9 protein-coding genes are annotated in these 12993 nt (G+C 45.1%); 2 read left to right on the forward strand and 7 right to left on the reverse strand.

The features are described from left to right. The first annotated feature begins 61 nt into the window (after positions 1-61). Together EXU57_RS14120 and EXU57_RS14125 are read left to right on the forward strand one after the other, a co-directional pair. Positions 62-553, forward strand: coding sequence for a DinB family protein (locus EXU57_RS14120; RefSeq protein ID WP_133268865.1), 492 nt, complete (start codon positions 62-64; stop codon positions 551-553). A gap of 69 nt (positions 554-622) precedes the next feature. After that, a complete protein-coding gene (locus tag EXU57_RS14125) occupies positions 623-1261 on the forward strand; it encodes a trimeric intracellular cation channel family protein (RefSeq protein ID WP_133268866.1) in 639 nt (212 codons plus the stop codon). 546 nt (positions 1262-1807) lie between these two features. Here EXU57_RS14125 and EXU57_RS14130 read toward each other — a convergent pair. The 7 genes from EXU57_RS14130 to EXU57_RS14160 form a co-directional block, all read right to left on the reverse strand. Beyond that, positions 1808-2578, reverse strand: coding sequence for an SDR family NAD(P)-dependent oxidoreductase (locus EXU57_RS14130; protein ID WP_133268867.1), 771 nt, complete (start codon positions 2576-2578; stop codon positions 1808-1810). 42 nt (positions 2579-2620) lie between these two features. After that, on the reverse strand, positions 2621-3100 hold the full coding sequence (locus tag EXU57_RS14135; RefSeq protein WP_165958141.1) for a DUF4126 family protein: 480 nt from the start codon (positions 3098-3100) through the stop codon (positions 2621-2623). Positions 3101-3297: 197 nt separating this feature from the next. After that, entirely contained in the window at positions 3298-3978 is a 681-nt protein-coding gene (locus tag EXU57_RS14140; protein ID WP_133268869.1) for a hypothetical protein, read from the reverse strand. Positions 3979-4011: 33 nt separating this feature from the next. After that, entirely contained in the window at positions 4012-5583 is a 1572-nt protein-coding gene (locus tag EXU57_RS14145; protein ID WP_133268870.1) for a patatin-like phospholipase family protein, read from the reverse strand. A gap of 799 nt (positions 5584-6382) precedes the next feature. Then, positions 6383-8818, reverse strand: a complete 2436-nt coding sequence (locus tag EXU57_RS14150; RefSeq protein ID WP_133268871.1) for an ABC transporter permease — start codon at positions 8816-8818, stop codon at positions 6383-6385. 810 nt (positions 8819-9628) lie between these two features. Continuing rightward, positions 9629-12010: an ABC transporter permease gene (locus tag EXU57_RS14155; protein WP_133268872.1), complete on the reverse strand. Its 2382-nt coding sequence runs from the start codon at positions 12008-12010 to the stop codon at positions 9629-9631. A gap of 377 nt (positions 12011-12387) precedes the next feature. After that, positions 12388-12942, reverse strand: a complete 555-nt coding sequence (locus EXU57_RS14160; RefSeq protein WP_133268873.1) for a DUF1003 domain-containing protein — start codon at positions 12940-12942, stop codon at positions 12388-12390. Between the last annotated feature and the right edge of the window lie 51 nt (positions 12943-12993).

Genomic DNA, 12993 nt, shown 5'->3' on the forward strand with positions numbered 1-12993 from the left:
TCGCCGGTGTTCTTTCTGGTATTGGTACTTGAAGCCGGCTTAGTTTTGTAGAAACTGCTTTATGCGAACAAATCCATCTTCCCACAATCCGGTTGTTCAGCAACTCATTTCCTTGCTCACCGAAGGGCAGGCGCATGCAACTATCGAACACATCTTAAAGGATCTGCCGTTTGAACATGCCGGCATTGTACCTGATGGTTTACCGTATAGCATCTGGCAACTTGTTGAACACATCCGTATCGCACAATGGGACATACTTGAGTTTTCGAGAGATGCCAAGCATCAATCACCTAAGTGGCCGGATGAATATTGGCCGGCTGAAACCGCTCCAACTGATGAGCAAACCTGGCACTATGCTATCGCTATGATCAAACGGGATCGCGACACTTTTATAAGCCTGCTTACCGAGCCCAATGTTGACCTTTACACCCCTTTTGAACACGGTTCTGGGCAAAACCTGTTTCGCGAAGCTCTGCTGATCGCTGACCATAACAGCTATCACTTAGGCCAACTGGTAATCTTACGCAGGCTGTTACAAGATTGGCAGCAATAATTAGCCTAAAGGTTCTATAATATTTTCCTTTGTAAAGTTCGGTGATTATCCCGGGCAAATGATCGCACTATGACATACGAACTGCTCAAACTTATTGATGTGCTGGGAACGGTATTATTTGCCATTTCAGGGGTGTTCGCAGCCATGCAAAAAAGACTGGATGTTTTTGGCATCCTCATCATCGCGTTTATTACGGCAATTGGTGGCGGAACACTAAGGGATATGATGATCGGCGACTTTCCGGTTAGCTGGATCCGAAACATCAACTATAGCATTATCATCCTCGTCAGTTCGGTAATAGCAATGGTATTCAATAAAACCATCAGGAACCTTCATCGAACCTTGCTGGTGTTCGACTCCCTCGGGCTTGGCTTTTTCACTGTCCTGGGTATACAAAAAGCATTGGCATTTGGCTTACATCCCGGCATTTGTGTTGCCATCGGAATGGTGACCGGATGTTTTGGTGGAGTGATCCGCGACATCGCACTGAATAATATTCCGCTGATCTTTCAAAAAGAAATTTACGCCACAGCCTGTATCACTGGTGGTGTCGTGTACTTCCTGTTATTAAAAACGGGCCTGCAACGGGATTGGCTGGAGGTAATTTGCATTGGTGGAATATTTGCCATCCGAATGATTGCTGTTCATTACCGGCTCGCACTCCCCGGGATCGATGGAGCGAAGCGGGAAAAGAGCGGTGAAACGTAGAATTATTTTGAAGGTTGTATGAATGTTGTATGTGTTACGCCTTGTGATGATGATGAGATATGAGTGATTAGACGTGATGGGTTATTTCAATTGTTGAATCAATGTCATTTACTTAAGAGAAATCTTTGGTGACCAGCTGTGGGAATTCTATTTGCCATCGTTGCCCGCCCGGATGAACCCCGTTCGGACGCCCGCCCGGATGAACCGGTTCGGACGGGGGTATCACTCCCTTGTACCGCATCACTTTATTCTCCAATTTTTGCCACTCACCTTAAGTAAACGACATTGGATGTTAAATGTTTAATGGGTCAAGTGATGAGACGTGAAGAATTATGTTGAATACTGCATGTCAAATACGGGAAATCGACTAAGAAATTAATTGTGATGAGCTGAGCTTTATGTGTACGTTCAGACTATGTTCCTTGTGCTAGTAAAATAATTGGCAATAAAGATTAACGCCCAGGATCACCACCCTGTTCTCCTCGACGTGGATCATGTAGTTGTTATTACGCGCCAAACAAAGCTTTGCCAGGAGGACCTTTCTGGTTAGAGACTCATGCCTCCTGAAACTTCGATTCGCTGTCCATTAATCCAGCCCGCATCATCACTGCACAGGAATGCGACTACACCGCCGATATCTTCCGGTTTGCCTACCCGTCCAAGGGCCGACATTGAAGCAAGGAACTTTTTCCGCTCAGGAATATCGCGGTTACCACCGTTATTGAAATCCGTCTCGACAGGCCCCGGTGCAACAACGTTTGCTGTTATACCCCTTGCTCCAATTTCCTTTGCGAGATAACGGGTAAACGTTTCCACCGCGCTTTTCATAGAAGCATAAACCGAATAGCCAGGTACCCCCACCCGTGTGGTACCCGTGGAGATGTTTATGATCCGCCCATGATCATTGATTACCGGCAGAAGGGCTTGGGTAAGAAAATAAACGCTCTTGAAATGAATATTCAGGAATAAGTCGAAGTCGTGCGCTGTTACCTGTTCAAAGGGAATGGTTGCGCCGATCCCGGCATTATTAATTAAAAAGTCAATTCGGTTTGTTTGCCAGGTGGAGGAGAGTTCAGACTTCACTTGCTCAACAAATGTGGAGATCGACCCAAAATCAGCGGCATCAAAAGGAAGCGCTGCAGCCTTACGACCACTATCTTGAATTTGCCTTACCACTTCGTTGGCCGCTTCCTTTTTGGTTTGGTATGTAAGGATAACATCGTGCCCATGATCTGCCAATCGTAAGGCCATATCCTTGCCAAGCCCGCGACTACCACCGGTTACCAGCCCTATTTTTGTTGCTGCTGTATTTTCCATCTTTTGTTAACTAACGTACTTCGAATATTGATCATCAGCCTGCTAAAGGTTTTGCACCGCATGTCTGCCGGTTGCAAGTGCAATGGCATCTTCAACCCCTCCGCTAATACTGTCTTTCACTTTTCCTGAGCGACCGACCTGCAGCCTCAAATAGAAAAACGCGTAAGTTGAAGCGAGCGCAGCGGCCCCACCGATCAGTGCTCCATTAACAGGGTTCCTGTCATCGGCTTTAAATACAACAGCTCCGGCAAATGCACCTGAGGCCATACGAGCTAAAAGTTGTGGAACTTCAATCCTGTCGGGTGCACCCGGAACTTTGTCGCCGGCAAGCTCGGCCACACTCAACACTTTCATAACCCGGGCAGGCCATGGCGATTGGATAAACTTCAGGCGTGAACTTTTAAGACGTTCCGATTTCCTGTTGTTGAGCTGATGGCTGAGTAACGCAACTGGCATCATTGCGCGCATTCCGGCTACCATGCCGAGCTCAAGCACGCTTAAAATTGTATTCTTTTTTAACATAGTAAGAGCGTTTTGTTGATCATTCTTCCAATTGATTCTAATAATTACTATGCCAGCGGGCCACACGATCATATACACATCAGGTTTGGATTTCAGCAAAAGGCGGGTGAAGCAGTGTAAGAGTATGATGACAGGTGCCAAAGCAGAACCAGCCCGCTAACGGGTTGTTCGAAATGTGTTACCCGGCTGGGATAATGTTAGTGCCGGTTACTTGTCACTTCGGCTGCCGGGGGTTGTTGTGGTAGGAGCAAAACAGCAATGCAAAAAACAAGCAGTTGGCCTAACACCATCAGCAGCGAATTGAAGGCAGCACCGGAATAGTTCCCTACAAGCCAGAAGTAACAAATCGCCGCAATTGAACACACCGAGGCGACAACAAATATGATCCATTTCAATAATTGTAGCCGAAGATAGATGCGATGATTTGCTTTGGACGGAAGCTGAGTGTTTGGTTTAAGTTTACGCAGGAGAAAGACATTTGCCGACATATCGACCAGCAAACATAGGGGCTGAAGCAAACCGAGGAAGGTGTAAAATTGGCGCGCCGGTTCTAGCGATATCTTATCGGCTACACGCCAACATAACATAAAAACGATCGCATAAGTCAGCGGCATAAATAAGAAATCCGTAAACAGTTGTCTTCTTACCGCCTCGATTGAAATCCGCCGTTGCCTTGCATCAAGTTGAAACAATCCTGCAATCACGTTGTATAGCGATGCAGGCGTTGCTGGTAGCTTTAGTTCCATAATGCTGAACTTACGAACAACCAGTTCCTTGGTATAGAAGCGCCTGCTCTGGCCGATCATTATAAATCCCAGTACCTGGAACACTCCAAAAACAAAGTTGAAAAAGTACCAGTTATAAACAAGGTATTCCATTAGTGATCTTTCCGGTGAGATGGTGATAGTCCATTAGGTTTTCGCTGCTTCAAGTTCCTGTTTCATAACAACTCGTTCCTGCTTGTATTGCTCCCAGTCAAATGCATCAAGAAACTTTTCCGCCGCTTTTGCACCCAAAACAAACATCTCTATTTTATCCTCGTCGCTGAGGAAGAAATTGAGCCAGCCGAAGCCTTTTAACGGTATTGTTCCGATTCCTTTTTTAAAGAAAGCATTTTTGATCAGGAAGTCTTTATCGTAGTAAAACCGGATGGTATTGAACATTCTCAACAGGTATCCCCCAAGACTCCAGTTGAGTGCATTGGTACTGGTGTCGTCAACAACCATTCCCGTTTGGTTTTTTGCTTCGAGATTAGGATTGACGGGTTGATCCAACACTTTCTCCGGCGCTAACGCATCATCAAGGTCAATACCTATTGACGGCAACCTCGGTATCGTAACATTTGGGTTATAGAAGATGTTAATTGGAAAGTTGGATAAGATTCCGCCATCAACAAACCTCGCGATGCAGGGCGGCTCGGTTGTTCCAAGTGCCTGCCATGCTTTTTTAACTTGAGGCTCGTCGCAGGGAATGTTGTTGATAAAATAGGATTCAAAAAACAATGGAATTGACATAGACGCGCGTACAAATCCGGCTGGCTGCAACTGGTCGATGTGCCTGGCAAACAGGGGCCACATCTTTGGAAATTCGATTTTGTTTTGTGTTACCAATTCGGAAGCAATGAAAGTGACGTCGCCTTGTAGCCCCCTTGTTTTTTCAGGGTGATCAGCTCTTAGATACAGGTCAGGAACAGGAGTAGATGCAGCGCTAACCAGGTCGGAAACCGTGTGTACGTGATGTTCTTTCATCTGCGCCTCCACCCAATTGTAGAGGTAGTCGCCAGGATTAATTCCAAAGCCCGAGTCCTTTAGCCGTTTTAGTAGAAATCGGAAGTAAAAGATGAGTATAGTAGCGGTAACATAAGCAAAGCCGGTAAGTAGAAAAAAGAATTGCAACAGTCTTGATGCCCAGGCTAGCTGGTGATGAAGTCCAAATAAGAAGAGGTCAATTACCGGGAGAGCAATCAAGATGAAGATCCCACCGGTGATCCAGGAAGCCAGCTTTGCGGTAAAATCTTTGTGCGAAATAAATTTCCTGATCAGCCAACGTGCAACAGGGTGACCATCCACAAAATCAAAAAAATTCAGCTCGCAGATCGCTTTTAAGATCAGGTTTGATTTTGCGATCTTTTTATTGCCCTTGATGGTACGTCCAGTGAGTGAAAGCTCTTCACCCGTTGCGGGGTTTGAACCAATCACAGCCATCAGTGCAGCATTAATGGCTCCGGCACTGGTACCTGCGTGGCGGATAAACCGTATACCCATCGCTTCCAGTATATAGGTGTAACCCACCAGGGCTATCGCCAATACTCCGCCACCTTTTTGAACCAGGTCAACATATTGATGGCCATCGGTATCCAATACATCTGAAATGATCAGATTTTTTCCGCCCTGCCCAAACTTGTTTTCCAGCTTTCGGATACATTCCTGCACAGCCTGATGCTCCGTAAAACGCTCAACAGATAAACCTGTTGTCTTAGCCATAGAAATGTTGAATATTACGGAAATATACAGCAGAAAATAGTAGGGCCATCAGAAATGAAAACAGCCAAACTCCGCGAAGAATTTGGCTGAAAGCAGCAGATATTTCCGGTAGGAATTCAAGACCTCCATTGGCTGGGTTGGGAACCGGGACTCCATCATTGAGACATTCCGGTCCGCCTGTATCCTCAATCCAAGTATCAAAGTCTATTTAATCCAATCATCCGTGTTCCATTTCAAACAAGAACACTATTGCTCCGGGCGTAAACCTTTTATTCCACATCTAAATACGGCCGTTGCTTATCAATCCATAAACACTCATTCGATCCCTTCATCCGTGTTCCATTCTAAACAATAACATTCACTCCGGGCGTAAACTGTTTATTCCACATCTAAATCCAGCCGCCGCCTACCAATTCATAAACATCCAATCGATCACTTCATCCGTGTTCCACTGTAAACAATAACATTATTCATCGAAACATAAACTGTTTATCCTACATCTAAATCCAGCCCGCCCTATCCAATCCATAAACACCCATTCGATCCATTCATCCGTGTTCTGTTTTAAAAAGAACATTATTGCTCCGGGCATAAACTGTTTATTCCAAATCTAAATCCGGCCCCCGTCTATCCAATCCATAAACATCCATTCGATCCCTACATCCGTGTTCTGTTTTAAAAAGAACATCATTACTCCGGGCGTAAACTGTTTATTCCACATCTATATCTGGCCCCGGCTATTCAATCCGTCAACATCCATTGGATCCGTTCATCCGTGTTCCATTGTTTCCTGATCCATTTACTCGGTTCGTAAGCTCTTCACGGGGTTAGCAAGTGCCGCTTTGATGGCCTGGAAACTCACCGTTAGCAATGCAATCAATATTGCAACAACACCCGCACTGAGGAATATCCACCAGCTAATGTTTACCCGGTACACAAAATCCTGCAACCATTTGTTCATTGCCCACCAGGCAATCGGGGAAGCAATCACAAACGCGATGATTACCAGTTTCAGAAAGTCTTTTGACAGCAACGTACTCACCTGGCCAACTGATGCACCCAATATTTTGTGTATGCTGATTTCCTTGCGTCGCTGTTCAGCCATAAAGGCCGATAATGCAAATAATCCAAGACAGGCAATCACAATGGCCAGCAAGGCAAAACTGGTAAAGATCCGGCCCATCCGTTGTACATCAGCATACATTGCCGCAAAGCTATCGTCCAGGAATGTATAGCGGATTGGCTGACCAGGAACGAACTTTTTCCAAAGGGCAGATACGGCACTCAGCATACTGCTCATATCGCCGGTGTTGGTCTTTATGGAAACAACAGAAGAACTGCTGCCAAGCTGCATACAAAGCGCCTCGATATTGTTTCGCATGGATTGAAAATGGAAGTCTTCAACAACCCCGATTATGGTAAATACATTGCCTCCATTGGTTATTCGGTTACCAACAGGCTGTTTAAGATTGAGCTTATTTGCGAGTGTCTGGTTGATCACCACAGCTTGCGAGTCGGATGCAATCTGCGGCGAGAAATTTTTACCTGCCGCCAGGTTAATACCCAGTGTTTTAAAATAGTCTTCATCAACAATCCAAAATTGTCCGTTCACCGCGCTTTCCGTTGTGACCTTTCCGTCGTTCCAGAAACCATTTCCGTTTCGCTTAGAACCTTCTACCGGCAGGTAATCGCTTATGCTTACACTTTTCACCTGTGTGAGCTTTTGCAGTTCCGATTTAAACTGTTGTACATTTTTACCAAGTGAATTTGCACCTTCCACGATCAAAACCTGCTCCTTGTCGAAACCAAGTTTTTTGTTTAGTATGTATTGCATTTGGTTGTATATCACAAACGTGCCGATAATCAGGATAATCGATGTGGTAAACTGGAAAACAACCAGGCCGTTTCTTAGGCCCGAACTTTTGCTGCCGCGACTCAACTGCCCTTTAAGTACGTTAATGGGCTTGAAACCTGAAAGGTAAAACGACGGGTAAAGTCCTGCAATAAACCCGATGGCAATTGCAGCTGCAACCATGCCGGGGAAAAACCACCATTCATCCCATGGTATCGTTAATGATTTTGCAGCAAGCTCATTGAAATACGGCAATAGTAGCCAGGCTAGCACAATACCCGAAGCAAGGGATAGCAAACTAAACACGAAAGACTCCGTTAGAAACTGGTGTATAAGGCTGCTTCGGACTGAACCGACGACTTTTCGAAGACCAACTTCTTTTGCGCGATTGGCTGATTTTGCCGTGGAGAGATTTACGAAATTGATGCATGCGATTACGAGGATAAAACACGCAATGGAACCAAACAACCATACAAAACGCATGTCGCCATGCTTGGTAAAACTTTCCCGGATGTCGAATGATTGCAGGTGTATAGCTGTGACCGGTTGCAGTAATAAACGCGCAGATGTTAGTACGGTTTGAATGTCCGTACTACCCGCCTGCTTCATGCTCGGCACAATATAATTCTGGAGCACTGTTGCGGTTAGCTTTCGCTCAAATTGTTCCACGTTAACACCCGGCCTTAATTTTACATAAACGCCATAGTTGCTGGCCTGCCAGGTATCTTGCTCACCTTCCCAAAACGACACTCCGGCAAGAGAAAGAAAAAACCGGTATTGCAGGTGCGATGCCTCAGGAAAGTCTCCCATTACTGCACTAATCTTTATGGGGGTATTCATGTTATTATCGAGGTAAACAACTTTGCCCACAGGCTCCTCATTTGGATAGTACTTATCAGCAACGCTTTTTGAAACGACCATGCTGTTGGGTTCTGTAAGTGCATGACTTTTATCGCCACGTACAATCGGAATCTCCAGTATGTCAATGATTGATTGATCGGCGAAGCAAAAGCCATCCTCAAACGTGTTCTCGTTATATCCTTCCTTTTTTAACTGGTTGCTTCCGGCACCGGCAAATAAGGTATTCGGCATAATCCGACCAGCTTCTTCAACCTCCGAAAAATCGTTTAACAACACTTTTGACATCGGTGCCTGGAAGCTTACACCTTTGTTTGCGACCCCCTGCCGTTTAATTTCACCCACCAGCCTGAACACCCGATCACCGTGTTCGATATGACGATCGTAGCTCAATTCATTTTTTATGTATAAAGTAATGAGCAAACAGGCAGCAATACTTAAGGCAAGTCCGCCGATCTTAATTGCGGAATACATTTTTTGCTTTATCAGCAGTCGTGTTGCAATAAGCAAATAGTTACGAAACATGTGATTATATTTTAGTAGCCAGCAGGCGTCTTATTGTCTCCGGTTGAACGCACGAATGAACCGGTTTAAACAAGATCACTCACTTTAGCAATAGCAATTACAGGAGGTTATATTATTTCAGACCCTGAAAAATATTGCAGGCTTATGAGTCAATATTTAGATAATAGAATAGCCTTAATGTTTTTATTCCCTTGATGGTTTCCAAACACTACTTATCATCAGGAACATCAAGAATTATAATTCAATGTCGTTTACTTAAGCTTGTTGCCGGAAGTCCGGTGAATGAAGTTATTCGGTACAAGGGAGTGACACCGGTCCGAACGGAGTTCATCCGGGCGGGCAACGATGTCGAATGAAGATCTTCCGTTCGCTACCAAAAAGCTCCAAACCGAACGACAGTAATTCTGCATTCATCATTTTGCATTCATAACTCTGCATTCAATGCCGTTTACTTAAGCAAATTTTTATGGACCCGGCCACAGGAATTCTATAGGACATCGTTGCGTCGCACTCTTGTACGATTGAAAGTAGCTGGGCAAACTAATTACATAATCGGCTTAACTAAACGACATTGACTCTGTATTTATCATTCAAACTTCCGCATTCATCATTCATACTTCATCATTCATAACTCTGCATTCAATGTCGTTTAGTTAAGAACCTTTTTTTTGCCAAACTGCAGTGTTCCTATTAAGCATCGTCCAGCCCGGATGAACCGGGGTCGGGCGGTCGCACTCTTGTACTATGGTTACAATACGCAACTTTAGTGCACTGCAAAAGCTTGACGAAACGACATTGCTTCATAAAAACTTATTCCGATCTAAGGCTTTGCGCCGGGTTAACCAGTGCGGCGCTCACGGCTTTAAGGCTAACCGTAAGCAACGCAATGAAAAAGGTTACAAGTGCCGCTACCAGGAAGACCCAAAAATCGAGACTTGTTCGATAGGCAAAATTTTGCAACCAATTGAACATGGCATAATAGGCCAATGGTATCGCGATTACGGTTGCAATCAATACTGGTTTTAGTAACTCTTTCGACAGCAGCAACACGATATTGTTAGCGCTTGATCCGAGAACTTTACGCACCCCAATTTCTTTTGTCCGTTTATTGGCAATAAACGACGCAAGTCCAAATAAGCCCAGGCAGGCAATAAATATTGCGAGGCCCGAAAATATGGTTAGTATATTTTGTTGCCGGATATCTGTTCTATAAGTTGTCTCAAATTTTTGATCGAGAAACGTATATTCCAGCGGGTATACAGGCGCTACCTTGCTGTAGGCACTTTGCACAGCTTTTACACCATCTTCAATCCTACCAGGTTTAAGTTTAATTACGGCCACCCGCCTGTCTTGTAAGGGCGAGATCACAAGCGCATCCATATTTTCTTTTAGCGACAGGAAGTTGAAGTCCTCTACTACACCAACAATTTTTCGCGGTAAGCTGTCGCGTATGGCATTACGGAGCGGGGTGCCAAGGGCCTGTTGCGGGCTCAACCCCAGTTTATTTACCGCAGTTCTGTTTACCAATACTGCTTCTGTACTGTCGGTTCCAAACTGCTGCGAAAAGTCGCGGCCGGCAGTGAGCTTTAATCCCAGTGTTTTTACAAAATCGAAATCAGCAAATTCGGTTCGAAACCGCATAACTTCACTTTTTCCCTGTGCTTCAAAATTTTGAACGTCGAAAAAGCCACCTGGCTCGCCCGACATCAACGATACCGCAGCGATGTTGCTGTTGTTAAGCAGGTTGTTTTTGAATGCATTTCGGTTTGAGAAAATGTCTTCGTTATTAAGCTTGATGATCAGGGTTTGCTCATCGTCGTAACCCAACGCTTTCGACTTTACATAGTGCATCTGGTTCATGATAACGATGGTTCCAATAATAAGAAAAACCGTAATGCTGAACTGAACCACCACGAGTGCCTGCCTGAATAATGAACCGCCTTTACCCAGCCGAAGCTTGCCTTTGAGGGCTTCAATGGGTGAAAATGCAGACAAGAAAAATGCAGGATAACTTCCGGCCAAAAAGCCGACAATGATAATAATTGCTAGGAGAAATAAGTATAACGGCCAGGTTGTCCACGAGACCAGTAAACTATAGCCCAACAATTCATTGTAGACCGGCAACAACATCAGCATTAAAGCAACTGAAAGAGCACAGCTGATCAGCGTGATTAAGATAGACTCCCCGATAAATTGCCAGACCAGGAACTTGCGAAGGGCGCCAAGAACCTTTCTCAAGCCAACCTCTTTTGAACGTTCCACTGCCCTGATGGTGGAAAGGTTCATAAAGTTGATACAGCCGATCAATAAGATAAGCACAGCAATCGAAAGAAAAATATACACCACGTTTTTATTGCCATGTTTTACGTTGTCGAAAGCCGACGCCGGCTCGAAGTAAATATCTGTGAGCGGGGTGAGTGCAAGGTCAAAACGGGTTCCTACCTGCGCCATAACGCTGCCCAGGTATTTATCCATAAACTGTGGAAACCGCTTTTCCAACCCTGCTTTGGAAGTGCCTTGATTAAGCAGTACATAGGTGAATAGGTTATTATTCATCCATCCAGAAAAAAATGGGAATTGCGCATAGTTGGATAGTGGAACGACCGCGTCGAAATCGAGGTGGCTATTTGGCGGAACATTTTGTGCAATGCCGGTTACCGTTAGCCGGAGACTCTTGTCAAGCGTAAGGAACTTACCAATGGCATTTTCAGCATTGCCAAAGTATTTCGTTGCCGTGGCTTCGCTTAGAACGATACTTAAAGGGTCCTTCAATACCGTTGCCGGGTTGCCTTTGATCAGCGGAAAGGAAAACAAGCTGAAGAACTCCGCATCGGCGAGGTAGAGTTTGTTTTCGTTGAAGGCTTCGTTGCCAAAGGAAATCAGTCCGTTTGATGGCATCACCCTTACAGCAGACTTTATTTCTGATGGGTAATCGTTTAAAAGCGCCGTGGCATAGGGCGGCGAAAGGTAGGGCACGCGTTCATTTTTGCCTTTTGAGTCGAAGCCTCGCATAACCCGGTAAATGTTATCCCGGCGGGTATGAAACTTGTCGAAGCTGAATTCATTAAGAATAAACAGGAATATCATCAGGCATACCGTGATGCCAAGTGTGAGTCCGAGAATATTGATCAGCGAAAAAACTTTATTCTTTGTAAGGTTTCGCCAGGCGACCTTCACATAATTCTTAAACATCTTACAAGTGTTTTAGTCCCGGCAGGTTGGAACGGCTCATGTTCGACGACTTGCCCGCAATAGCAATCAGCTATCTGCAACTATGCCGGTGAGTATCGGACATCACGGAGTGAAATTTATGCCATGCGCATAACGGCTTGACTTTCAACCGGCAGTGTTCAAGAATGTGGGAGTGAATGTACGTTTTTGATACACCGGCTGCGTGTTTTAGATACATGGCACCACTGCATCGGGAGCTTCATGAGTTGACCAAAGATCGGCGGGGGATTGCCGGAAGAGTAAGGCATGGCAACCGGGGTTAATAACCAGGTCACATCAAATAGCCTCGTACGGAGTGGTAACCCGTGTTACGTTCATCAAGGTAGTTGGACGAACCATTATGGTTTTATTGGATGATTGTCGGCGGTTGCTTTTTTATGTCGCTCCATCGTATCCATAACCTTTTCGGGTCGAACGTCGTGTGCCAATTCATCAATCTCAGGATGATAGGCTTCACTGATATCCATCTTTTTCGCAATTTCCCTGACCATAGTGATTAGTCTTGTTACCTCGTGTTCGGTTAGTAAACTCACCTGTAGGTCGAGTTCTGCCCTTTTATCTGCTTGTGCATTCATCCGGTTCTGGCTGATGAGCACAAAGGTCGAAAGAAAGATCGCTTCAACGGATGCAAACATGGCAAGTACCACAAACGACGGATCGAAGGGCTTTAAACCGATTACACCCACGTTCCAAATGATCCAAACACCAAAAAGCACCAGGTGGATGTAAACAAACAACATGCTTCCCGTAAATCGGGTGACCTTGTCGGCCAATTTTTCTTCAAGCTTTTTGTTTTTCTCTGCAACAGTTTGTCGCTCTAACAGGGCAGCAATGTTTCTTTCCACAATTTTCGCCATTCCCTTCATTTCACCATGTGCACCCTCGTTGTTCATGCCCGTATTGCTTTCCTGAAACTATAAGAGAACCATGCCACCCTTGTGTCT

This window comes from Segetibacter sp. 3557_3 (genome assembly GCF_004354985.1).
Taxonomy (GTDB): Bacteria; Bacteroidota; Bacteroidia; order Chitinophagales; family Chitinophagaceae; genus Segetibacter.